28 protein-coding genes are annotated in these 23028 nt (G+C 63.2%); 18 read left to right on the top strand and 10 right to left on the bottom strand.

Annotation, left to right across the window (positions count from 1 at the left end):
* Positions 1 to 55: 55 nt before the first annotated feature.
* The 8 genes from IB279_RS22140 (at position 56) to IB279_RS22105 (ending at position 8932) form a co-directional block, all read left to right on the top strand.
* Positions 56 to 1366: a sugar ABC transporter substrate-binding protein gene (locus IB279_RS22140; protein ID WP_060582418.1), complete on the top strand. Its 1311-nt coding sequence runs from the start codon at positions 56 to 58 to the stop codon at positions 1364 to 1366.
* Between the two features lie 142 nt (positions 1367 to 1508).
* The gene (locus IB279_RS22135; protein WP_060518902.1) at positions 1509 to 2381 is read left to right on the top strand and encodes a carbohydrate ABC transporter permease; all 873 of its coding nucleotides are present in this window, start codon (positions 1509 to 1511) and stop codon (positions 2379 to 2381) included.
* Positions 2382 to 2386: 5 nt separating this feature from the next.
* The gene (locus IB279_RS22130) at positions 2387 to 3217 is read left to right on the top strand and encodes a carbohydrate ABC transporter permease (protein WP_034794097.1); all 831 of its coding nucleotides are present in this window, start codon (positions 2387 to 2389) and stop codon (positions 3215 to 3217) included.
* 11 nt (positions 3218 to 3228) lie between these two features.
* Entirely contained in the window at positions 3229 to 4230 is a 1002-nt protein-coding gene (locus tag IB279_RS22125) for an ABC transporter ATP-binding protein (protein ID WP_034794095.1), read from the top strand.
* Positions 4227 to 5000: an L-iditol 2-dehydrogenase gene (locus IB279_RS22120; RefSeq protein ID WP_034794082.1), complete on the top strand. Its 774-nt coding sequence runs from the start codon at positions 4227 to 4229 to the stop codon at positions 4998 to 5000. The genes IB279_RS22125 and IB279_RS22120 overlap by 4 nt, the downstream gene beginning before the upstream one ends.
* 40 nt (positions 5001 to 5040) lie before the next feature.
* Positions 5041 to 6525 (top strand): mannitol dehydrogenase family protein, encoded by a 1485-nt coding sequence (locus tag IB279_RS22115; RefSeq protein ID WP_112771959.1) that lies wholly within the window; start codon positions 5041 to 5043, stop codon positions 6523 to 6525.
* Positions 6526 to 6531: 6 nt separating this feature from the next.
* Positions 6532 to 7200 carry an HAD family phosphatase gene (locus IB279_RS22110; protein ID WP_060518898.1) on the top strand — a complete coding sequence of 223 codons (669 nt, stop codon included), beginning with the start codon at positions 6532 to 6534 and terminating at the stop codon, positions 7198 to 7200.
* 148 nt (positions 7201 to 7348) lie between these two features.
* Positions 7349 to 8932 carry an FGGY-family carbohydrate kinase gene (locus tag IB279_RS22105; protein ID WP_112771960.1) on the top strand — a complete coding sequence of 528 codons (1584 nt, stop codon included), beginning with the start codon at positions 7349 to 7351 and terminating at the stop codon, positions 8930 to 8932.
* Between the two features lie 456 nt (positions 8933 to 9388).
* Here the strand turns inward: IB279_RS22105 and IB279_RS22100 are convergent, their stop codons facing one another.
* On the bottom strand, positions 9389 to 10183 hold the full coding sequence (locus IB279_RS22100; protein WP_034794073.1) for a response regulator: 795 nt from the start codon (positions 10181 to 10183) through the stop codon (positions 9389 to 9391).
* Between the two features lie 153 nt (positions 10184 to 10336).
* On the opposite strand from IB279_RS22100, the gene IB279_RS22095 reads away from it, so the two are divergent.
* The 3 genes from IB279_RS22095 (at position 10337) to IB279_RS22085 (ending at position 12795) form a co-directional block, all read left to right on the top strand.
* Positions 10337 to 10531: a NepR family anti-sigma factor gene (locus IB279_RS22095; RefSeq protein ID WP_034794063.1), complete on the top strand. Its 195-nt coding sequence runs from the start codon at positions 10337 to 10339 to the stop codon at positions 10529 to 10531.
* A gap of 8 nt (positions 10532 to 10539) precedes the next feature.
* Positions 10540 to 11094 carry an RNA polymerase sigma factor gene (locus IB279_RS22090; RefSeq protein ID WP_034794051.1) on the top strand — a complete coding sequence of 185 codons (555 nt, stop codon included), beginning with the start codon at positions 10540 to 10542 and terminating at the stop codon, positions 11092 to 11094.
* 198 nt (positions 11095 to 11292) lie between these two features.
* Positions 11293 to 12795 carry a sensor histidine kinase gene (locus IB279_RS22085; RefSeq protein ID WP_112771962.1) on the top strand — a complete coding sequence of 501 codons (1503 nt, stop codon included), beginning with the start codon at positions 11293 to 11295 and terminating at the stop codon, positions 12793 to 12795.
* A 72-nt stretch (positions 12796 to 12867) separates the two neighbouring features.
* On the opposite strand, the gene IB279_RS22080 is transcribed toward IB279_RS22085, so the two are convergent.
* The 7 genes from IB279_RS22080 to hemP form a co-directional block, all read right to left on the bottom strand.
* Positions 12868 to 13287, bottom strand: a complete 420-nt coding sequence (locus tag IB279_RS22080) for a hypothetical protein (RefSeq protein WP_192339807.1) — start codon at positions 13285 to 13287, stop codon at positions 12868 to 12870.
* 76 nt (positions 13288 to 13363) lie between these two features.
* Entirely contained in the window at positions 13364 to 13732 is a 369-nt protein-coding gene (locus IB279_RS22075) for a DUF883 family protein (RefSeq protein ID WP_034794036.1), read from the bottom strand.
* A gap of 176 nt (positions 13733 to 13908) precedes the next feature.
* A complete protein-coding gene (locus IB279_RS22070; protein WP_112771986.1) occupies positions 13909 to 14700 on the bottom strand; it encodes a heme ABC transporter ATP-binding protein in 792 nt (263 codons plus the stop codon).
* 8 nt (positions 14701 to 14708) lie between these two features.
* The gene (locus IB279_RS22065; protein WP_060605132.1) at positions 14709 to 15827 is read right to left on the bottom strand and encodes an iron ABC transporter permease; all 1119 of its coding nucleotides are present in this window, start codon (positions 15825 to 15827) and stop codon (positions 14709 to 14711) included.
* Positions 15814 to 16764 carry a hemin ABC transporter substrate-binding protein gene (locus tag IB279_RS22060; protein WP_112771963.1) on the bottom strand — a complete coding sequence of 317 codons (951 nt, stop codon included), beginning with the start codon at positions 16762 to 16764 and terminating at the stop codon, positions 15814 to 15816. The genes IB279_RS22065 and IB279_RS22060 overlap by 14 nt, the downstream gene beginning before the upstream one ends.
* A 22-nt stretch (positions 16765 to 16786) precedes the next feature.
* Positions 16787 to 17848, bottom strand: a complete 1062-nt coding sequence (locus IB279_RS22055) for a hemin-degrading factor (protein WP_162744766.1) — start codon at positions 17846 to 17848, stop codon at positions 16787 to 16789.
* A 10-nt stretch (positions 17849 to 17858) separates the two neighbouring features.
* Entirely contained in the window at positions 17859 to 17996 is a 138-nt protein-coding gene (gene hemP, locus IB279_RS38190; protein ID WP_034794249.1) for a hemin uptake protein HemP, read from the bottom strand.
* 251 nt (positions 17997 to 18247) lie between these two features.
* On the opposite strand from hemP, the gene IB279_RS22045 reads away from it, so the two are divergent.
* From IB279_RS22045 to IB279_RS22025, 5 genes are all read left to right on the top strand, one after another.
* Positions 18248 to 18685, top strand: a complete 438-nt coding sequence (locus IB279_RS22045; protein WP_034794025.1) for a hypothetical protein — start codon at positions 18248 to 18250, stop codon at positions 18683 to 18685.
* Between the two features lie 78 nt (positions 18686 to 18763).
* The gene (locus IB279_RS22040) at positions 18764 to 19669 is read left to right on the top strand and encodes an energy transducer TonB (RefSeq protein ID WP_060605125.1); all 906 of its coding nucleotides are present in this window, start codon (positions 18764 to 18766) and stop codon (positions 19667 to 19669) included.
* A 203-nt stretch (positions 19670 to 19872) separates the two neighbouring features.
* The gene (locus IB279_RS22035) at positions 19873 to 20286 is read left to right on the top strand and encodes a DUF2325 domain-containing protein (RefSeq protein ID WP_112771964.1); all 414 of its coding nucleotides are present in this window, start codon (positions 19873 to 19875) and stop codon (positions 20284 to 20286) included.
* Between the two features lie 29 nt (positions 20287 to 20315).
* A complete protein-coding gene (locus IB279_RS22030) occupies positions 20316 to 20585 on the top strand; it encodes a hypothetical protein (protein WP_034794016.1) in 270 nt (89 codons plus the stop codon).
* Between the two features lie 101 nt (positions 20586 to 20686).
* Complete coding sequence (locus IB279_RS22025; protein ID WP_034794014.1) at positions 20687 to 21001, top strand: antibiotic biosynthesis monooxygenase; 315 nt, start codon at positions 20687 to 20689, stop codon at positions 20999 to 21001.
* An 88-nt stretch (positions 21002 to 21089) separates the two neighbouring features.
* Here IB279_RS22025 and IB279_RS22020 read toward each other — a convergent pair whose 3' ends face one another.
* The gene (locus tag IB279_RS22020; RefSeq protein WP_034794246.1) at positions 21090 to 21458 is read right to left on the bottom strand and encodes a DUF423 domain-containing protein; all 369 of its coding nucleotides are present in this window, start codon (positions 21456 to 21458) and stop codon (positions 21090 to 21092) included.
* Positions 21459 to 21460: 2 nt separating this feature from the next.
* Positions 21461 to 21853 carry a group II truncated hemoglobin gene (locus tag IB279_RS22015; RefSeq protein ID WP_034794012.1) on the bottom strand — a complete coding sequence of 131 codons (393 nt, stop codon included), beginning with the start codon at positions 21851 to 21853 and terminating at the stop codon, positions 21461 to 21463.
* 141 nt (positions 21854 to 21994) lie between these two features.
* On the opposite strand from IB279_RS22015, the gene IB279_RS22010 reads away from it, so the two are divergent.
* Complete coding sequence (locus IB279_RS22010; RefSeq protein WP_034794011.1) at positions 21995 to 22555, top strand: TetR/AcrR family transcriptional regulator; 561 nt, start codon at positions 21995 to 21997, stop codon at positions 22553 to 22555.
* Between the two features lie 121 nt (positions 22556 to 22676).
* Positions 22677 to 23018, top strand: a complete 342-nt coding sequence (locus IB279_RS22005; RefSeq protein ID WP_034794243.1) for a multidrug efflux SMR transporter — start codon at positions 22677 to 22679, stop codon at positions 23016 to 23018.
* Positions 23019 to 23028 lie beyond the last annotated feature (10 nt).

The following is a 23028-nucleotide window of genomic DNA, read 5'->3' as shown; positions in this document are numbered from 1 at the left end:
GTGAGTAATTGCCCATGAGCGAGGCAAATGCTCAATTTCTTCTGGGAGGAAGTCGATGAACTTGAGAACTTTCCTGCTGGGCACGTGCTCGGCAGTCGCACTGTCGGGTCTGGCCCAAGCAGAAACCCTGACGATCGCGACCGTGAACAACGGCGACATGATCCGGATGCAGAAGCTGACGGAAGATTTCACGTCCAAGAATCCGGACATTCAGCTCGAGTGGGTAACGCTTGAGGAAAACGTGCTGCGCCAGCGCGTGACGACCGATATCGCCACCAAGGGCGGCCAGTACGACATCATGACGATCGGCACCTATGAAGTGCCGATCTGGGCGAAGCAGGGCTGGCTGCTGCCGCTCGACAATCTCGGCGCCGACTACGATGTCGACGACCTCTTGCCGGCGATCCGCTCCGGCCTCACCATCGACGGCAAGCTCTATGCGGCACCTTTCTACGGCGAAAGCTCGATGGTGATGTACCGCAAGGACCTGTTCGAGAAGGCCGGGCTGACCATGCCCGACGCGCCGACCTGGGACTTCATCGCCGACGCGGCACGTAAGATCACAGACAAGAACGCCGAAGTCTACGGCATCTGCCTGCGCGGCAAGGCCGGCTGGGGCGAGAACATGGCCTTCCTGACGGCGACCGCGAACGCCTTTGGCGCCCGCTGGTTCGACGAGAACTGGAAGCCGCAGTTCGACCAGCCCGAATGGAAGAACGCGCTCGACTTCTACGTCAAGCTGATGAACGACGCCGGACCGCCCGGCGCATCCTCCAACGGCTTCAACGAGAACCTGTCGCTGTTCCAGACCGGCAAGTGCGGCATGTGGATCGATGCGACCGTGGCCGCTTCCTTCGTCACCAACCCGAAGGAATCGACCGTTGCCGATAAGGTCGGCTTCGCGCTGGCGCCGGACACCGGCCTCGGCAAACGCGGCAACTGGCTCTGGGCCTGGAACCTCGCGATCCCCGCAGGCTCGCAGAAGGTCGCCTCGGCCGAGAAGTTCATCTCCTGGGCAACCGGCAAGGACTATCTGAAGCTCGTCGCAGACAAGGAAGGCTGGGCGAACGTTCCTCCGGGCACGCGCACCTCGCTCTACGCCAACCCCGAGTACCAGAAGGCAGCACCCTTCGCGAAGATGACGCTCGACTCGATCAACGCGGCCGACCCGAAGAACCCGGCGGTCAAGCCGGTTCCCTATGTCGGCGTGCAGTTCGTGGCGATCCCGGAATTCCAGGGTCTCGGCACGGCGGTCGGCCAGCAGTTCTCGGCGGCTCTTGCCGGCCAGATGAGCGTCGACGACGCGCTTGCCAGCGCCCAGAAGCTGACCGAACGCGAAATGACCAAGGCCGGTTACATCAAGTAAGGCTCCCAAGGGCCCGGGGTGCTGGCCGCAAATGGCTGGCGCCCCGGTAAATCCCGAAGGTAGCCGCAGGGCTCGCGCGGAAAAACGCGCCGCCCGACCCGATCTCGAAACAGCGTTGAATTCCGTCATTTGGGGGGACGCCATGGCGACCTTGCACACCCGCTCCGCCGCGCGTCTGATGATTGCGCCTTCGGTGCTTCTGCTTCTGGCCTGGATGATCGTTCCGCTGGCCATGACGATCTACTTCTCGTTCCTGCGCTACAATCTTCTGATGCCGGGGATGGAGGAGTTCGCGGGCTTTTCCAACTACAGCTACTTCCTGACCGATCCCGCTTTCTTCCAGGCGCTCTTCAACACGCTGGCGATCGTGCTCGGCGTGTTGTTCATCACTGTCATCGGCGGCATCGCGCTGGCGCTTCTGCTGGACCAGCCGATGTTCGGGCAGGGGATCGTGCGCATTCTGGTCATCGCGCCGTTCCTGATCATGCCGACGGTCGCGGCACTCGTCTGGAAGAACATGTTCATGAACCCGGTCAATGGGCTCTTTGCCTGGATCGCCAAGCTCTTCGGGCTGCAGCCTTTCGACTTTCTCGCCAACGCACCCCTGATGTCGGTGATCCTGATCGTCGCCTGGCAGTGGCTGCCGTTCGCGACACTGATCCTTCTGACCGCGCTGCAATCGCTCGACGAGGAGCAGAAGGAAGCCGCGCAGATGGACGGCGCCGGCGCCTTGAGCCGCTTCATCTACCTGGTGTTGCCGCATCTTTCTCGCGCGATCACCGTCGTCATCCTCATTCAGACGATCTTCCTGCTCTCGGTCTTTGCCGAAATTCTGGTCACCACCAATGGCGGCCCGGGCACGCAGAGCACCAACCTGACCTTCCTCGTCTATGCGCAGGCCCTGCTGCAGTTCGACGTGGGCGGTGCTTCGGCCGGCGGCATCATCGCGGTCATCCTCGCCAACATCGTCGCATTCTTCCTGATGCGCATGATCGGCAAGACGCTGGAGGCTTGAGAACCATGGCACGCAACGTCTCCACCCAAAGAAAGATCGTCGTGACCGTCGTCGCCTGGACGATCGGCATCCTCATCTTCTTCCCGATCCTCTGGACGTTCCTGACGAGCTTCAAGACCGAGGCCGAGGCGATCGCATCGCCGCCGTCGCTGTTCTTCTTCGACTGGACGACGGAGAACTATCATGAGGTGCAAAGCCGCTCGAACTACTTCCTGCACTTCATGAACTCGGTCGTCGTCTCCTTCGGCTCGACGCTGATCGGCCTGATCATCGCCATCCCCTCCGCCTGGGCGATGGCGTTCTCGCCAACCAAGCGCACAAAGGACGTGCTCATGTGGATGCTCTCCACCAAGATGATGCCGTCGGTCGGTGTGCTGGTGCCGATGTATCTGTTGTTCCGCAACACCGGCCTGCTCGACACCCGCACCGGCCTCGTGATCGTACTGACGCTGATCAACCTGCCGATCATCATCTGGATGCTTTACACCTACTTCAAGGAGATCCCCGGCGAGATCCTGGAGGCCGCGCGCATGGACGGTGCATCGCTCTCCAAGGAGATCATCTATGTGCTGACGCCGATGGCGATCCCGGGCATTGCCTCGACGCTGCTCTTGAACATCATCCTCGCCTGGAACGAGGCGTTCTGGACGCTGAACCTCAGTGCCGCCAAGGCAGCACCGCTGACGGCGTTCATCGCCTCCTATTCGAGCCCTGAAGGCCTGTTCTACGCCAAGCTCTCGGCCGCCTCGACCATGGCGATCGCCCCCATCCTCATACTCGGCTGGTTCTCGCAGAAGCAGCTCGTACGCGGCCTCACCTTCGGCGCGGTCAAATAAGGGATACGACAATGGGAAGCATTACACTCAGCAAGGTTTCGAAGGTCTTCGGCGCCCATGCCGTCATCCCCTCGATCGACCTCGACATCAACAATGGCGAGTTCGTCGTCTTCGTCGGACCGTCCGGTTGCGGGAAGTCGACGTTGCTCCGGCTGATTGCCGGCCTCGAAGACGTCAGTGACGGCGACATCGTCATCGACGGCAAGAACGCCACCGAACTGCCACCGGCACAGCGGGGCCTGTCGATGGTGTTCCAGTCCTATGCGCTCTATCCGCATATGAGCGTGCGTTCCAACATCGCCTTTCCCCTGAAAATGGCGGGCGAGGACAAGGCCGTCATCGACAAGAAGGTGTCGGATGCAGCCCGCGTGCTGAACCTCACCGACTATCTCGACCGCAAGCCGCGTCAGCTTTCGGGCGGCCAGCGCCAGCGCGTCGCGATCGGCCGAGCGATCGTGCGCCAGCCGAAGGCGTTCCTGTTCGACGAGCCGCTGTCGAACCTCGACGCGGCGCTGCGCGTCAACATGCGGCTCGAAATCAGCCAACTTCACCAGGACCTGAAGACGACGATGATCTACGTCACCCACGACCAGGTGGAGGCGATGACCATGGCCGACAAGATCGTGGTGCTCAATCGTGGTCGCATCGAGCAGGTCGGCTCGCCGCTCGACCTCTACCACAAGCCGGACAACCTGTTCGTCGCCGGCTTCATCGGCTCGCCGCGCATGAACATTGTCAGCGGTGCGGCGGCTTCCGCCTATCAGGCGCACACGATGGGCATTCGGCCTGAACATCTGGCGCTTTCGAAGGAAAGCGGAACCTGGCAAGGCACGGTCGGTGTCGCCGAGCATCTCGGCTCCGACACCTTCCTGCACGTCAATGTCGACAATGTCGGCACGGTGACGGCGCGGGTCAGCGGCGATTTCGCCGTGACCCATGGTGACCGGGTCTTCCTGACGCCCGATCCGCAGCGCGTCCACAGGTTCGACGAAAAGGGGCTGGCGGTTCGATGAAGAGGCTCGACGGGAAGAGCGCGCTGATCACCGGATCTGCGCGAGGGATCGGTCGTGCCTTCGCGGAGGCCTATATCCGCGAGGGCGCCACGGTCGCGATCGCCGACATCAACATCGAGCGGGCGCGTGAGACAGCGTCCGAGATCGGCGCCGGCGCCTATGCGGTGGAGATGGACGTGACCCAACAGGCGTCGATCGACGAGGCGATCGCCGCCGTCGTCCGGCAAGCGGGTGGGCTCGACATCCTCGTCAACAATGCCGCGCTCTTCGACCTTGCGCCGATCGTCGAGATCAGCCGTCAGAGCTACGACCGGCTGTTTGCGATCAACGTATCGGGCACGCTGTTCACGATGCAGGCCGCAGCCAGGCAGATGATCGATCAGGGCAGGGGCGGCAAGATCATCAACATGGCAAGCCAGGCAGGCAGGCGCGGCGAGGCGCTGGTCGCCGTCTATTGCGCCACCAAGGCGGCGGTCATCAGTCTCACCCAGTCGGCCGGCCTCGGCCTCATCAAGCACGGCATCAACGTCAACGCAATCGCGCCCGGCGTGGTCGATGGCGAACACTGGGACGGCGTCGATGCGCTGTTTGCCAAATACGAGAACCGCCCGCGCGGCGAAAAGAAGAAGCTCGTTGGCGCCGAGGTGCCCTTCGGCCGGATGGGAACGGCAGAGGACCTGACGGGCATGGCGATCTTCCTCGCGTCAGCCGAGAGCGACTACGTCGTCTCGCAGACCTACAACGTCGATGGCGGCAATTGGATGAGCTGAACCGGCGCCAGTCGGTGAAGCCTCGAAAGGATACGGGACCATGACGACCAAACTCTCAATTGCCGCCCTCGACACGATCAAGGCCAAAGCCGGCGTGCCTGCCTACGATCGGTCGCAACTGACGGCGGGCATCGTGCATTTCGGCGTCGGTAACTTCCACCGGGCGCACCAGGCCGTCTATCTCGACGATCTCTTCAACGCCGGCCACGGCAGGGACTGGGCGATCATCGGTGCCGGCGTCCTGCCCTCCGACGCAACGATGCGGGCCAAGCTCGCGGCGCAGGATTTCCTGACGACCGTCGTCGAGCAGGACAACAACCGCACAGGCGCCCATGTCACCGGCGCAATGATCGACTATCTGGAACCGGGCGACGTCGCCGGGATCGTTGCCAGGCTCGCCGATCCCTCGATCCGCATCGTCTCGCTGACCATCACCGAAGGCGGCTATTTCATCGATCCGGCCTCGGGTGTGTTCAACCCGACCCACCCCGATATCGTTGCCGATGCGCAGAACCCGGCGGCTCCGAAGACGGTGTTCGGGCTGATCGTTGCCGGGCTGAAGGCGCGCCGCGGCAAAAACGTGCCGCCGTTCACCGTGATGTCCTGCGACAACATCCCGGGCAACGGCGAGGTTACCCATGCGGCGGTTTCGGGGCTGGCCCGTCTCCATGATCCCGCCTTTGCCGACTGGATCGACGCCAATGTCGCCTTCCCGAACGGCATGGTCGACCGGATCACGCCGGCAACCGGTGCGCGTGAGATCGGCATCGTCGCCGACGACTACGGCATCGAGGATGCCTGGCCGGTGTTCTGCGAGGAATTCAAGCAGTGGGTGCTCGAAGATCACTTCCCACTCGGTCGCCCGGCCCTGGAGAAGGTCGGCGTCCAGTTCGTGCCTGACGTGGCGCCCTATGAGCACATGAAGATCCGGATTCTCAATGGCGGCCATGCGGCGATCGCCTATCCCGCCGCCTTGCTCGACATTCATTTTGTCCACGAGGCGATGGAGGAGCCGCTGATCCGCGCCTTCCTTGCCAAGCTGGAGCATGACGAGATCATCCCGGTCATTCCGCCGGTGCCGAACACCGATCTCGGCGACTATTACAAGCTGATCGAGACGCGCTTTTCCAATCCGAAGATCGGCGACACGATCCCGCGGCTGGCCCAGGACGGCTCCAACCGGCAGCCGAAGTTCATCCTGCCTTCGACGGCCGATCGGCTGGCGCGCGGCGAGGATGTCGTCGGGCTGTCGCTCGTTTCAGCGCTCTGGTGCCGATACTTTGCCGGCACGTCGGACAGCGGCAAGACGATCGTCTTCAACGACCAGAGCGCCGACCGGCTGAACAAGGCAGCGCTTGCCGCCAAGGACGATCCCATGGCCTTCCTGGCGCTCGGTGACATCTTCGGCGACGTCGCTCGCTCCGATCTCTTCCGACGTCGTTTCGCCGATGCATTGAAAACCCTCTGGGAAAAGGGTACGCGCGCTACGCTCCAGCTTTATCTGGACGGCAAGCTTGAGGGATAAAATGCGATGGCGGATGCGGCGTCCGGGCTGGTGATCTTCGACTGCGACGGGGTACTCGTCGACAGCGAGCCGATCTCGCTGGAGGTGCTGGTGGACGTGCTCTCGGCCGCCGGCGTCTCGATGACCACCGAGGAGGCGACCGAACGCTTTCTCGGACGCAGCCTCAAGAGCATGTCGGCGATCCTGCACGACGAATACGGGCTTGCCACCGACGATGCGTTTCTCGAAGGCATGCGCCTCCGGCTTTACGACCGTTTCCGCACCGAACTCCAGCCGATCGCCGGCATCCGGGGCGCCGTTGAAGGCCTGAAGGGCGCCTGTTGCGTCGCCTCTTCCAGCCAGCCCGAGCGCATCCGCCTGTCGCTGACCGTCACGGGGCTCATCGACCTCTTCGAGCCCAACATCTTCTCCGCCACCATGGTGAAACACGGCAAGCCGGCACCGGATCTCTTTCTCCACGCGAGCCGCCAGATGGGCTTCGATCCCCACGACTGCGTCGTCGTCGAGGACAGTCCGGCCGGCATCGAAGCGGCGAAGGCGGCGGGCATGCGGGTCTTTGCCTTTGCCGGCGGCAGCCACGCGCGCACCGACAAGCACCGGCAGAGTCTTGCCGCTCTCAGTCCCGACGCGCTGTTTGACGACATGGGCGAATTGCTACAGTTTGTCGGCCGATAGCAGCAGGGACGAAACGGGAGCGGGACGAGGAACATGTGTGCGGTTTTCCGCCCGCACGTCCGCTCTCCTTCATGACAATCGATCTCGGTTGTGATTGGGTCGGGCAGATCCTAAATCATCGTGATCTTGGGGGCGGGGACTTTCTTTGATGCGTGAATTCGTCGTTGCGGTCGATGTCGGTACCGGCAGTGCGCGCGCCGGTATTTTTGACGGCAAGGGCAGGTTGCTTGCGCGTGCCGACCTGCCGATCGCCATGAACCGGCCGGAAGAAAACCACGCGGAGCACGATTCCGAAGATATCTGGCGCGCCGTCTGCGGCGCCGTCAAAGCGGCGAAGGAAAAGGCCGGGATCGCTGCGGAGGATATTGGAGCGATCGGCTTCGATGCCACCTGCTCGCTGGTGGTGCGCGACCGCGAGGGCAAGCCGCTTTCGGTCAATCGCAAGGGTGAGGCGCGCTGGGACACGATCGTCTGGCTCGATCACCGGGCGCTCGCCGAGGCGGATTTTTGCACGGCGACCGGCCATCCGGTGCTCGATTTCTCCGGCCGCGTGATGTCGCCGGAAATGGAAATGCCGAAGCTCATGTGGCTGAAGCGCAATCTGCCGCAGCAATGGCAGAAGGCTGGCTTCTTCTTCGATCTTGCCGACTATCTTTCCTGGCGGGCGACCGGCAGTGCTGCGCGTTCGCGCTGCACGCTGACGGCCAAGTGGAATTACCTGGCGCATGAGAAGCGCGGCTGGCAGCCGGACTATCTCGCAAAGATCGGGCTCGAGGAACTCATTGAGCGCGGCGGGCTGCCGGAAGAGACCCTGCCGATCGGAAGCTCTGTCGGCCGTCTGAACGCTGCGGCCGCCGCCGAGCTTGGCCTCGACGAGGCCTGCCAGGTAGCTCCCGGCATGATCGATGCCTATGCCGGCGCGCTCGGAGTCGTCGGCGGCTTCATCGGCAAGCCGGAGAAGCTCGAAAAACAGCTGGCCCTGATTGCCGGCACGTCGAGCTGCATCGTCGCCTTTTCCAAGGACATGAAGCCGGGTTTCGGCATGTGGGGCCCCTATTACGAGGCGGTGCTGCCCGGCGCCTGGCTGATCGAGGGCGGGCAATCGGCGACCGGCGCGCTGCTCGACCATATCGTGCGGCTCCATGGCGGCGGTCTCGAACCGACCGCTGAAACCCATGGCCGGATCATCGCCCGGGTGCAGGAACTGCGCGCCGAGCAGGGCGCGGCCTTTGCCGATCGCCTGCATGTCTTGCCGGATTTCCACGGCAACCGCTCGCCGCTCGCCGATCCGCATGGCCTCGGCGTCATCAGCGGCCTGCCGCTTGATTCCTCCTTCGACGCGCTCTGCCGGCTCTACTGGCGCACCTGCGTCGCGATCGCGCTCGGCATCCGCCATATCCTGGAGATGATGCGCGAGGTCGGCTACCAACTCGACACACTGCACGTCACCGGTGGCCATGTGCGCAACGCGCTGCTCATGGAACTCTATTGTGACGTTACCGGCTGCCGGGTTGTGGCGCCGGAAGCGCCGGATGCCGTCCTGCTCGGAACGGCAATGGCGGCAGCGGTTGCCGGCGGCATGCACGCGGATCTCGCCGCGGCCGGCGCCGAAATGGCGTCAGGTGGGCACGAGCGCCTGCCGAACACGGCGGTTCGCGATGCCTATGATCGCGAGTATCGCCGCTTCCTGGCGCTCTATCGCCACCGTGACGAGCTCGACAAGATGGCGTGACGGCTGCTGCCGAAAAGGTTGTTGCGGGGTCATGGAACCTTTTTCCGTGTCGCGCATTCTGTTGTTGACCGGACGGTGGCGCGCATAGCCCCCAATGCGGCGCCGGAGGCAGACCGCCGGCCTACAACTCACACTCCCCGAGTGAGTTGCACATACCAGCCAGTGCCTTCCCTCGGCACTGGCTGTTGTGTTTTCAGGGGCTTCCTTTGCGAGAAACCTGGCGAAGTGTGGTGGTACGCGCAGATTGGCAGAAGCCGCCGGTGAATGCGCAGGTCCAGTGACGAAATTGCTGATGTCACCTCAGAGAGTTCTCGTCCGGACGTTCCGGCAATCTTGCCAAACAACCCCCGAAACGACCTGCAGCGGCCTACGCGCCGTAAGACGCGCGCCGCTGCAAGATCTGGATCGACGCATGCCCCCTCGACTGCTTACAGTCGAGGGGGCATGCAGTCGCGCTCAGGCCGCCGCCTTGGTGGATTCGTTGAAGAACAAAGCCTGGCTGATCAGCGCCTTGACCATGTCCGGGTTGAACGGCTTGGTGACCAGGAAGGTCGGTTCCGGCCGTTCGCCGGTCAGGAGCCGCTCCGGGAAGGCGGTGATGAAGATCACCGGAATGGCGCTCGTCTTCAGGATGTCGTTGACCGCGTCGATGCCGGAGCTGCCATCGGCAAGCTGGATATCGGCAAGCACCATGCTCGGCCGTGTCTTCTTGTAGAGCGCGATCGCTTCGTCGCGCGTGCGGGCGATCCCGGTGACGCGATGGCCAAGGCTCTCGACCATCTGCTCGATATCGATGGCGATCAGCGGTTCGTCCTCGATGATCATGATATCGGTCGCGACCTGGCGCGAGATTTCCTGCGAGGCGCGATCGAGCAGGCCGCCGACCTTGTCGATGCTGACATCGAGAACTTCGGCCGCTTCCTCCGGCCGGAAGCCTTCGACCGAGACCAGAAGGAATGCCTGGCGGGCAAGCGGCGAGACGGTTGCGAGATTGATCGACGCGCGCTGCTCCCATGCAAACGGAGAAACTGGTTCAGGCACGAGCACGGACGACGAGCCGAAGAGCGAGGTGAACAGGCGGAACAGGCCAACGCGATCATTGCTTGCTTCGGGGAAAATCGACGTGTCGGCGATCAGCGCTTCGAGAACGGCGGCAACATAGGCGTCGCCTGATGTCTGCGAGCCGGTTAGCGCGCGTGAGTAGCGGCGCAGATACGGCAGGAGCGGTGCGATCCGCGTGGACAAAGTCATAGAGGAACTCCCTCGAAAATCGTTTTACGGTGACGTTGCGAGAACGCTCCGCGTAAAAAAAGGTTCCGCGAGGGAACATTTCAATTTTCAACAGCGTTATGGCGGCTATGGACAGTTTTGGCGATTTCGACACTTGAAGGCGACAGTTTGAAAATGAAACATAAAACAGGGGCAGGGCGGACCACCGGCACGACCTTATGGACAGAAGATCCAAATGCGCAAATTGCAGCGAAGCTGAAGGCGCTCTATCAGTCCGTGCAGGAAGAGGCGATACCCGCGCGTTTTCTCGATCTTCTGGAAAAACTCGACGCGGCCGAGCAGCAATCGGCGCTGCAGGGCAGGGAGTAAGTACCGGAATGTCATCCGAAAAGAATGATTTCAAGCGTGAGATGCTGGCCGCGTTGCCGAGTCTGCGTGCCTTCGCCATGTCGCTGATCGGCCGTCACGACCGTGCCGACGACCTGGTTCAGGACACGATCATGAAGGCCTGGGCGAAGCAGGACCACTTCGAGATGGGCACCAACATGAAGGCCTGGCTCTTCACCATCCTGCGCAACGAACTCTACAGCCAGATGCGCAAGCGCGGACGCGAAGTTCAGGACAGCGACGGACATTTCACCGAGTCTCTCGCCCATCATCCTGAACAATACGGCTCGCTGGACCTGCAGGATTTCCGCAAGGCGCTGGAGATGTTGCCGCCCGACCAGCGTGAAGCGATCATCCTCGTGGGCGCTTCCGGCTTTTCCTACGAGGAAGCGGCCACGATCTGCGGCTGCGCGCTCGGAACGATCAAGAGCCGTGTCAACCGCGCGCGCCAGCGCTTGCAGGACATTCTTCAGGTGAAGGGCGAAAACGACTACGGCCCCGACGAGACGTCGGCCCCGATCACGTCGCGCGCCTTTGTTTCCTGAGGAAAGTTTCGAGCCGGACACCGTTGCAAAAGCGGCGGTGTCCTGCTTTCACTGACGCCTGTGCCCGAGGGGGCAGGCGGGTGGTGGAGGCAGAGCGCAAATCATGACGATTTTGGGTCGATATGCCCAGAACCGAGCGAGATGCGGGTGCAGCCTGCAAGGGCTCCCCAAGCCGCTCAGATTGGGAATTGAGACCGAATGCGCATGAGGACTGAAAGGACAGACCCGCCCGTCATGACGCTGCTCGACGCGCCTGAACGTCTGAGCGTCTTGCACGCGACCGTGCCCGACATGGCGGTGCCGGATCGGGACTTCGACGGCATCGTTGAAATTGCGGCCGGCCTGTTCGACGCGCCGATTGCGCTGGTGACCTTGATCGACCGCGAATGGCAATGGTTCAAAGCGGCCGTCGGAACCACGGAGAGCCGGGCGTCGTCGGAGGAGTCCTTCTGCGTGCAAGTGGCGGCCGAAGCCGACGCCAGTCTCGTCGTGCTCGACGCGTCGACTGATCCGCGGTTCATGCGACGTTCGCGGGTCGTAGGGCCGCCGTTCCTGCGATTTTATGCCGGCGCGCCGATCATGCTCGACGGGCAGGCCGTCGGCACGGTCTGCGTTCTCGACGACAAGCCGCGCGCCGACGTGCCACAGGCACTGATGGACCAGCTGAGCCGGCTCGCCGGGCTGGCCGCTTCCCTCTTCAAGATCAAGGACGAAGCGCGCCGGCGCGCGCTGAAAGAGGCGGCGCTGTCACGCGAGGAGCAGCGCCACGCAATGGCGCTCGAAGCAGCGAACATCGGCAGTTGGTTGTGGGATATCCGCTCCGGGGTCATTGCCGGTAACAGCGCGATGAAACGCATGTTCGGACTGCCGGCCGACAGCTTCGTCGGCGCCCGCGAGATCTTCGGAGCGATCCATATCGACGATCGCGGCGCGACTTTTTCCAAGCTACGCCAGGCGATGAAGGCCGACGACGAGTACGACGGCATGTTCCGCGTCGGCGACACCGGCCGCTGGCTGCTCGGGCGCGGCCGCGTGCATGATCGCGACAACAAGGGCAATCCGTTGACGTTCATCGGCGTCACGATCGATGTCACCGACCAGCAGGCGTCGGTACAGCGCACGCGGCTGTTGCTGAAGGAGCTCAATCACCGGGTCAAGAACACGCTCGCGATGCTGCAGTCGCTCGCCCGCCAGACCTTGCGCCAGACCAGCGATCCGGCGGAATTCATGACCGCCTTTGCCGGGAGATTGCAGGCGATCTCCGAAGCGCACGGCCTGCTTTCCGATCACGAATGGGGCACCATCCGGCTCGCCGACCTCATCGCCAAGCAGCTGCTGCCGCATGTCAACTGCTATGCCGAGCAGATCGAGATCCACAAGGACGAGATATCGCTCGGGCCTGACCAGGCGGTCGGCCTCGGTCTGGTTCTGCACGAGCTTGCCACCAACGCCGTCAAATATGGGTCGCTGTCGGTGCCGAAGGGGAAGGTGGTTCTGACGGCGCGCAACATGATCGAGGATGGCGACAACGTTCTGCATCTCACCTGGACCGAAGTCGGCGGGCCGCCGGTGCGCGAGCCAAAACGGCGCGGCTTCGGCTCGATCCTGATCGAGCGGAGCCTCGACAAGGTCTTGGGCAGCTCGGTCAAGGTGGAATATCTGCCGGCAGGCGTCACGGCGCTCATTCGCCTGCCGCTTTAAGGCGTTGATCGCAGTCGCGGCGGACGAGTCCGTAACTGGTTTGGGACGCTTGTTTAAGCGTCAGTCGTCGCGTCAGCGCTCGCGCCGTTTGCCAGTTCCCACGAGTGCCCCGATCGCCAGAGCGGTGGCGACCGCAAGCAGCGGCTGTTTGCGCAGGATGCCCGCCGCGGCAAGCAGTGTCAGGTTGGTTTGCATCTGTCTGCGGCGGCGACGCTCCTCGGCCAGGCGGCGGTCGCGTCCTTGCAGCATCGCAATGATGCCGAACAGCCCCAGCGCGGTCACGAAAAACGCGATCGCGATCGCGGCGGAGGCTGTGACCGGACTGTAAAGTGCGCTGAGATACAGGAACGCGGCTGCGAGGCCGAAGACATAGGCCGTGGCAAGCAGCAATCCTATAATGCCCCATAAGATCGCATTGCGTTTCACGCGCGCAGTGGCCGCGCCGATATCGGCACTCATGAGCGCGGTCAGGGCTGCCGTCAATGGTCCCATGAATTGCCCCCGATCATCTTCCCCTCGATCTCAGCGGATGGGCGCAACCCATCCGCCTCACCGGCTTGCATCTTCTTCAGCGACGAAGAAGCGCGGCTATGGCCAGACCGATCAGGGCCGCGGCGCCGAGGGTTGCGACGGGATGTTCGCGCACGGCGTGCCGAACCTGCTTTTCCGTGCCGGCGTAGCGATCACGAAGCTCGGCCAGCAGATCTTCACCGCTTGCCAACAGTTCGCTGAGGCCCGCTTCAGCCTGTTCGCGGGCATCCTGTGCCTTGCTGCGCGCCTGCTGCGAAGCCGTCGATCCGCGATCGGCCAAGAGGGCGACAAGCGTCGCCACATCATTGCGCAATTCGCCCAGTTGTTCCTCGATGGAGATGTCGGCGAGCTTGCCGTTGCTTTTTGTCGAACGCGAGCTCGAACCGGAGAAGAGGCCTGACGCCATGACGAATACTCCCTTTCACACATGCGCCGGCCGCGAACGGTCGGCGCTTCCTGATCAAACCGGCGGGCACAACTGCAGGCCTACGCCGGCGCTTCGGGAGAACAACGCGCAAGTGCGGAAATTGTTTCGATAAATCTTGGTGTTGGCTCTCGGAAGAATCCGGACGTGCGCTTGCGTCAGCGCGATGCGGTTTGCGGCAGCACGAAGGGCACCGGCGCTGGCGGAGCCACGCCCACCCGCATGCGGCAGCCGAAGACCGCTTCCATCGTCTCGTCCGTCAGTACCTCGGCCGGCGCGCCGCTGGCGCGGACCTTTCCGGCCTTCATCATCACCATATGGTCGGCGAACATGGCGGTGAGATTGAGGTCGTGCATGACGGCAACGACACCGCCGCCGCGTTCGCAGAAGCTGCGTGCGAGCTGCATGATGCCCAGCTGGTGGCGGATATCGAGGCTGGAGACGGGCTCGTCGAGCAGAAGGTAACGCGGTTGGCCATCGGCAACGGGTTCTGAGATCTGGCAAAGCACGCGGGCAAGCTGCACGCGCTGCTGCTCGCCGCCGGACAGTTCCTGATAGAAACGCCCGGCAAAGCCGCCGAGATCGACCGCTTCGAGCGCTTCTGCCGCGATCCGGTCGTGCAGGGCGGCGTCGGCGTTTGCGCCGGCGGCAAGCCCGAGCCGAACCACTTCTCGCACCGTGAACGGGAAGGAGATGACGGTCGATTGCGGCAGCACGCCGCGCATCGACGCGAGTTCCCAGGGCTTCAGGCCGCGCAGGTCGCGGCCGTTGATGCGGATCGTCCCGCCTGCTGGTGCAAGCTCTCCGGAAATGGCCTTCAGCGTCGTGGTCTTGCCGCAGCCGTTCGGGCCGACGATCGCCGTCAGCGCGCCGGGTCGGGCCTCGAGCGAAACGCCGTGGATGACCGGTCGCCCGCCGAGGCGGACGGAGAGATTGGAAACGTTGATCATGGCTTCGCTCACAATCCCATGTTCGAACGGCCGCGCAGCAGGATCCAGAGGAAGAACGGTGCGCCGATAAAAGCGGTGACGATGCCGATCGGCAGTTCCGCCGGGGAAACGATGGTGCGGGCGATCATGTCGGCAAGGATCAACAGCGTGCCGCCGAGCAGAGCCGAGGCCGGCAGCAGGTAGCGGTGATCGGGACCGATGACGAGGCGCAGCAGATGCGGCACGACGATGCCGACGAAGCCGATGCCGCCGCTGACGGCAACCGACGCGCCGGTCGCCGCAGCAACGCTGACGATCGCGACGTTCTTCAGCCGCTGGACGGGAATGCCCATGTGGAAGGCTGCCGCCTCGCCGAGCGTGATCGCATTAAGGCCGCGGGCGAGAAAAGGGGTGACGGCGAGCGAAAGCAGGATGATCGGCGCCGAGGCAAGGATCTTCGTCCAGTTGGCGCCGGCAAGTGAGCCGAGGCCCCAGAAGGTGAGGTCGCGCAATTGCTTGTCGTCGGCCATGAAGACGAGCACGCCCGTGACGGCGCCGGTCAGCGCGCCAAGCGCGATGCCGGCCAGAAGCAGGGTGGCGATCGAGGTCTGCCCGCCGCGCGTGGCAATGCGGTAAAGCAAAAGCGTCGTGACGAGGCCGCCGAAGAAGGCAGCTACCGGCAGCGCGTAGAAACCGAACAGGGCAAACAGCGGCCCGAAGGCGGCGGTTCCAAGCACGATCAGCAGCACGGCGCCGAGACTCGCGCCCGAGGAAACGCCGACGAGGCCGGGATCGGCCAAGGGATTGCGGAAGAGCCCCTGCATGACCACGCCGGAAACCGCAAGCGACGCGCCAACGAGCATGCCGAGCACGGCGCGAGGGAGCCGGATATCGAGAATGATGATGCGGTCGCGAATGCTCAGGGCCTGGTCTGCCTCGCCGATCAGCCAGCGCCAGACATTGGCGAGCGACGCGTCGGCCGCGCCGGTCATGATCGAGCCGACGAAGGTGGCGATGGCGATTACCACGAGGGCGACGACGAGAAGCCGGGCCAGCCGCGAGCGGTTGCCCGCACGCCATTCGTTGCGGATGTCGGCGGCCAATCCGGTCAGGCGCATGCCGCGGCCCAACGCCTCACTGCGAGGCATTGGCCTTCTTCCCGTAGATGGCGGCATTCAGTTCGCGAACGGCGCTTGCTGTGCGCGGGCCGAAGCCGAGCAGGTGCAGGCCGTCCATGCGCACCAGCGCCTTGTTCTGGGCAGCAGGGGTCAGGCTCAATGCCGGCATGGCGAAGAGCTCTTCCGCCTTGGCGGCGTGTTCGCCACCGCGATCCATCATCAGGATGACGTCGGGCTTGGCTTCGACGATCGCTTCGTCGGTGAGTGCCTTGTAACCGGGGAAGGTGCCGACGGCGTTCACCGCGCCGGCGAGTTCGATGATGCCGTTGGCGGCGGTACCCTGACCGGAGGCCATGACCTTGCCGCCCTGGGTGCTCAGGATGAACAGCACGCGCTTGCGCTCACTGTCGGCGCGCGCGGCACCCTCCGCCACGGCTGCATCGAGATCGGCTTCGACGCTCTTGGCGAGCGTTTCTGCCTTGTCCTCGACGCCGAGAAAAGCGCCAACGGCGCGGATCTTGGCGGGAATGCCGGCCTTGTCGAAGGTCTCGGGCACGCTGGTGAAGGCGATGTTGGCCTCCTTCAGCACCGCCAGCGCCTCCGGCGGGCCGCTGCCTTCGACAGCGACGATGGCGCTCGGATTGACCGCAATGATGCCTTCGGGCGCGAGCTGGCGCATATAGCCGACATCCGGAAGCGTCTTTGCTGCTTCCGGATAGGTGCTGGTGGAATCACGCCCGACGAGACGGCCTTCTTCGCCGAGCGCATAGATGATCTCGGTGACGGCGCCGCCGACCGAAACGACGCGCGAGACGTCGGCCTTCTGCGTGTCCTCGGCGATGGCCGTCCGGATGAAGGCGGGGGCATCGGGTGCCACTGCCGGCAGCAGGAAGGTCGCCGAAAGGGCGAAGGCGCCGAGCGCCAGCCCCGAGCGGCGAAGGCGACGGAAGTCGAGACCGTTGATCATCTTGCGTATCCTATTCTCTCGCTCAGGCGGCAACCGTCGTATCGAGGCGCGGCAGGCCTTCGGCGATCGAGCGCCATTCGGGACGTTCCGCAAGGCCCTCTTTGCGCTTGCCGAAGAACTGGATGATCATTTCGCCCTTGGCGTCGAGCGCCTCGATCGAGGTGACATGGCCATCAGCTGTCGGCTTGCGCACGGCCCAGAGCTCGGCAATGTGGTCGGTGCGCAGATGCAGGTGGAAGGTCGGATCCATGACGTTGAGCCAGGGGCCCATCGTGGCGATCTTGGCGATCGGGCCGGAATGGATCTGAATCATGCCGCGGTTGCCGACGAAGCACATGATCGGCAGTTCGACTTCGGCGCTTGCCTGCATCATCGCTTCGACGCTCTGCGGGTCGAGCTGCCAGGCGAAATCGTCGCCGATGTTGCTCAGCGCCTGGCGGCGGCCGATCTTCAGCTTGCGCAACATGCCGTGGAACTGATGGGTGTCCGTCATCTTCGTCCAGCGCTCACGCAGCTCGACGACGTCGACGAGGGTTTCCGGCTTGTCGTCGGTCGGCTGAACGCTCGTGTCGGCGACAAACTCTTGCGTCTGATCGTCGAGGCGGAAATCCGCGACGAGCTTTTCATAGGCCGCGTCGTTCGATGCGGCGCGCAGATGCACCTTGTGCACGGCGTTGCCCCACTTGTCGAAGAACTGCAGGCTCTTGCGGACTTCGCCCTTGTCGTCCGTCTTCGTCACGGCGAAGGCGTGTGCCCAGGCGCTCGGGAAAACACGAAGGTCGATCTGTTCGCCAAGCACGATGCTCGCCATCTCGCCGGTGGTGATCTTCTCGTAGACGCCGATCTTTTCGTGGACGGCGCTTTCGTTGCGGGTCAGCGCCATGACTTCACCGAGCTCTTCGACCCGCGACAGGAAGCGGTTGGCGTCGGCATCGATGCGCACGGCGGTCAGCCCACATTCGGCAGCGACCAGCGCGGCTTCGGAAACGCCGAGCTGGGCTGCGACATCACGCTCGCGCAACTTCGGGTTTTCGGCGCGGTAGGCGCGGATTTCAACGGGAGTGGGGCGAAGGCTCTCGGTCATTTTCATCTGCCTATTTGTTCAGGATCAGCTTGCCTTGGCGGGTGATCTTCATGCGGTAGATCGCGCCGTCGTGGGAAATGAGAATCTCGTTTTCGGTGCCGAAGAGTTCGCGACTTTCGATGATCCGTTGCGCCCGTCCGGTCAGCACCGGAGGCTCCGAGGGGCGTGCGAGATTGTTGTCGTTGGTCACTGTGTTTCGGCCGTTTCGAGTGGGCAGGCCGCGCTGATTTCCCCGCATTTCCCGCCGTGCAATTCGATTACTATCTTGACTTCATTACTCATATTTATTTATGGACGCAATACCGGACTTATAAACTCAAGTTAGTTGCTGCCGGCTTGTGGACAAGGGCGTGCGGCCGGCGTTCGGTGGTGTGCTCGATCCTTTGGAGTGGTGTCGTCATGAAGTTTCCCAGCCTTCCGATTGTTTCCGTTGCTCTTGCGGCTCTCGTTGCCGCAACCGCTGCCAAGGCGCAGGAGACCGCAGCGGCTGGGGGGCTGACGATCGAGCTCAACGAGGTGGCGCCGTCCCAGAAGGGCTGCAAGCTCACCTTCGTTGCCGGCAACGAATTCGCGCAGTCGTTGAGCAAGGTTTCCTTCGAGTTCGTCATTTTCGACCAGAAGGGGCTGGTCGAACGCATGGCCGTGCTCGATTTCCGCGACCTTCCCGCCGGCAAGACCAAGGTTCGCCAGTTCGATCTGCCCGGCACCAACTGCGATGCGGTGAAGAGCCTGCTGATCAACGACGCGCCGGCCTGTGTCGGCGACGGGGTTCAGCCGGGCGCCTGCATGAGCGGGATCAAGACCGGCTCTAAGTCGGCGGTCGAACTCAAGGGGTGAGCGGGACTGGGGCTTAGCGCGTCCGGCAATCCGAGCATGAGGTTTGCGTCGCCCTGGTGCGACGAAGGTAAGGCTGAAATGAAGCGTATCGTCATCTGGAGCGGGGCCGCCGTCTTATCGCTTGCAACACACGGCGTCGTGCTCGCGACGCTGTTTGGTAGCAACCCGCCCGAGACGCAACTGGATCTGATCCAGGGTGGCGAAAGCGTCGAAGTGGCGCTTCTCGGCGATGCATTCGAGGAAACGCTTCAGTCCGGTGAAGTGTCCGAAATCGTCGAGCCCACGGAAGATCTGCCCGAGGAGGTTCAGCCCGCCGAGATCCAGCCGGTCGAGGATGTTGCCCCCACGCAGGAGATCGCTGCAGAGCAACCCCACGACCTGACGGCGACGGAGGCAGACGTGATCTTGCCGGCGGAGGAAATGCCTACCCTGCAAGTCGCCGAGGCTGTGGTGACGGCGAGCGTCGCGCCGGTCGAGACTGTCGTGCCGGAAGAAAAGCCCGAGGAGCCGAAGAAGGAAAAGGTCGAAAAGCCGGAGCCGAAGAAGGAGCCGGTGAAAAAGAAGAAGGTCACCCGCAAGAAGGCGGGCGATCAGGGCGAGCAGGCGCAAAATCAGGTCAAGGGCAAGCAGGACGGCCAGGAGAATGGCAGTTCGTCCGCTGCGAATGGCAACAGCCGCGCGTCCGAGGTCGGCAACGCCAACATGGAGAATTATGGCGGCAAGATCCGCAAGCGGATCACACGCCGGTTCAAGGTTCCGTCGGCTGCAAGACGCGACGGCGTATCCGGCACGGCGACCGTTCGTTTCACCTTGACGTCGAATGGAAACCTGACGCGTGTCAGCCTCGCGGGCAGTTCCGGCTCGCCGGCGATCGACGAGGCCGCCATCGATGCGGTTCGCCGCGCTGCGCCATTCCCGGCGTTTCCGGCCGGAGCGCCAAGCTCCGAATCCTTCATCGTGCCGATGGTTGCGACCGTCCGCTGACCTTCTCCCCTTGCTGGGGGGATTCGCGCAGAAGCTGCAAGAAAAAATATGATTAGAAAACTCATGTTTATACTTTACTCTGTTTATCAAGTTTAATAGGTTGCCCTCGTCACGCAGCCGAAGGGTGTGTGTCGAGAGGATATCCCGATGCGACCGGCTGCCTGACGAAGGCCCTTGTTGCGCGACCAGACGGAGAAGATTGCATGCGCGGCAAGCGTCACCAGAATGCGGCGAAGAACGGCAAGGGTTGCTCGGGTTCGGAACCGGTCGAGGCCCGCCAGGAGGCCGGCAAGGCGACGCTCGAAGGGCGCAGCTTCCTTTATGTCGGTGGCCGTGATTGCCAGGTGGCGCACTTGCGCGAAATCGCCAGCTCCTTCGGCGCCGAGTTGCTGCACCACGACGGTGGCCTGCGTGAGGCCGTTTCGCGTATCGACCGCGTGCTGCCGTCTGTCGACTGCGTCTTCTGCCCGATCGACTGCATCAGCCATGACGCATGTCTTCGCGTGAAGACCGGCTGCAAGAAGTGGGGCAAGGCCTTCGTGCCGCTGCGCAACGGCTCGAAGTCGAGCCTGGAACGCGCGCTCCAGGACCTGACCACCAGCCGCAACGAGCGGTAATCCTCTGAAAGACAAGACGAGAATTTGCAATGAACGAAGAACGTCCCGACCTCGCCATGATGATCGGCTTGCACAAGCTGGCGGCCCAGCAGGGCGACGGCCTGGTGCCCGAGCTCTACGAGATCCTGACGCGACGGGCGCGGATGGTGGAAGAGAATACCAACGTCGCCGAGTTCCCCACCTGGCAGGCGCGCCCGCCGGTGCGCGACCCGTTCGGGCTTGCGGAGCCGAAGGAAGGAACTATCCTCGCCTTTCCACGGGCCACAAGCGATGCCGCCCTCAAGAAGGAAAGTGCCTAGCAATTCCAGGAAAAGTGCGAAGCGGTTTTCCGTGCGGGGTTGCGTCCGTTTAAAGATTCAGATCGTTTCGCCGTATCGGCGAAAGGACCTAGGAGACCAAGATGTTTGTTGCCATGAACCGTTTTCGTATCGCCATCGGCCACGAGGAGGCTTTCGAAGCGGTGTGGAAGGGGCGCGATTCCAGCCTTTCGGAAATGCCCGGCTTCGTTTCCTTCCATCTGCTGCGCGGCGACAGCGTGCCGGAGGAGGGCTACACGCTCTTCGTCTCGAACTCGGTCTGGAAGGACAAGGATTCGTTTTCAGCCTGGACCAAGTCGGAGAATTTTCGCGCGGCCCACAAGAACGCCGGCGAGAACAGGGCGATGTATCTCGGTCCGCCGAAGTTCGAGGGTTTTTCGGCCGTTGAAGGCGCCTGATCCGCGCGCCGGCGCGGACATATGATCCTGATTTTGCGTGTTATTCGCCTCCCGGATGGACCTCTCCGGGAGGCGGATTGTTTTGGGGTCAGGCCGTCTTCTTCGGCAGGAAGGCGCCGAGCGAAACGGCGAGCCACCCCGCCATAATCGTCGTGCCGCCGAGCGGAGCGGACATCGGGAAGAGACCGTGGCCTGCAACATGGCGCATGGCGAGATCGGCCGAAAACAGCGCCGTGCCAGCCGCGATCAGGAGCGCGGCAACGGCCGCCGTTCGAAAGTGCGGCCAGGCGGCGTAGAGCGCCACCAACGCCGGGGCGTGGGCGAGGCACATCGCCGAAATGCCGGCAAGCAGCCTCGGGTCGTCGCCATGCGAAGCGGCGGCCGCGCTGACGACGCCGGTCAGGCCCATCAAACCGGCAACAAATAGCGTCGTGGCGCGAAATCCGCTGTGCGACATGGTCATTCCTTGTTCTGCATGTGAAGGGCGAGGCGGGTGATCGGGTCGAGGATGATCTGCCGGAGCTTCGGATGGTCGATCGTTTCCTCAAGCGCGCGGGTAAAGCAAAGCAGCCACTCGTCCCGTTCCTCAGGCCCGATCTCGGCGACGAAATGGCGACGGCGCAGCATCGGATGGCCGCGCTTTTCGACATAGATGGGCGGCCCGCCGAGCCAGCCGGTCAGGTACTCGTAAAACTTCTCTTCGCTTCCGGAAAGATCGGGCGGATGCACGGCACGGCAGCGCGCCGCTTCCGGCAACGTGTCCATCAGCTCATAGAAACGGCGCGTCAGGGCGCGGACCGTCGGGTCGCCGCCGATGGCTTCGTAGAGGGTCGTGGTTTCCGGTTCCGCCATGCTCTGCGTCCTTCGTTCGTTCGGTCCTAGCGCGCAGCGACCGGGCGGACAACGAATTTCAGAACGCGAATTTGCGGCGTTTCATCGCGGTCAAACAACACTTCTCTTGACAAACCGTCCAGACGGTATCTTTATGGATGCATGACCGAAGCTCATCGTCGCAAGAAACAGCCGGAACAGGTGCGCCAGCAATTGCTGGAGGTTGCCGCACGCCTTTCGCACGAGCAGGGCGTGGCTGGCATCACGCTCGATGCCGTGTCGCAGGCAGCCGGGGTCAGCAAGGGCGGGCTGCTGCACCATTTCCCGAACAAGCTCGCGCTGCTCGACGGGCTGTTCGACGACCTGGTGACACGGTTCGATCGCGAGATCGAGGCGGCGATGGCGCGCGATCCGGTGGCGAAGGGGCGCTTCACCCGCGCCTATATCGATGTCTGCTTCGCGCTCGATCCGGCAACAGACGTGCCGGGCTGGCGCATGCTGACCATCGCGCTGATTGCCGAGCCGCATCTGAAGAGCCGTTGGCGCGACTGGGTCGGCCGGCGATCGGCGGAGTTTGCGGAGACGGACGGTTCGACCGGCTGCGTGCTTGCGCGTTTCGCCTGCGACGGCGTCTGGCTCGCGGATCTGATGCAGAGCCACGACCTCGATGCCGAGGCGCGGGTCGGTCTGGTTGAAAATCTCAAGGCGCTTTCGGCGCAATAGATCACTTCATCGTTTTATCGAAACACTGGAGTGATCTAAGTCTTTGAAATCACGCAGTTCCGGACGGAAAACCGCTTTGCACTTTTCCTGGAACTGCTCTGGTCCGGAATGGAGTCCCCCGATGAACCCCGCCATGCTCTATACCGTCCTGGTTGCAGCCATCGTCTTCGAAGTGCTCGGCACCTCGGCGATGCAGGCCGCGCAGCATTTCACCCGGCTGGGGCCGACGGTGATGATGGTGGTCTGCTATGCGATCGCCTTCTTCTTCCTGTCCTACACGCTGCGCTTCATCCCCGTCGGCATCGCCTATGCGGTGTGGAGTGGGCTCGGCATCGTGCTCATTTCGCTCGTCGGTTACTTCGCCTTCGGGCAGAAGCTCGATCTGGCGGCGATCCTCGGACTGGGGCTGATCATAGCAGGCGTGGTGGTCCTCAATCTCTTTTCCAAGTCGACCTTCCACTGAAGCGGTCGGC

The sequence above is a fragment of the Ensifer sp. ENS06 genome (genome assembly GCF_014852205.1).
GTDB lineage: Bacteria > Pseudomonadota > Alphaproteobacteria > Rhizobiales > Rhizobiaceae > Ensifer > Ensifer adhaerens.
The sequence above is the reverse complement of the archived record's forward strand: the minus strand, read 5'-3'. Positions and strand labels throughout refer to the sequence as shown.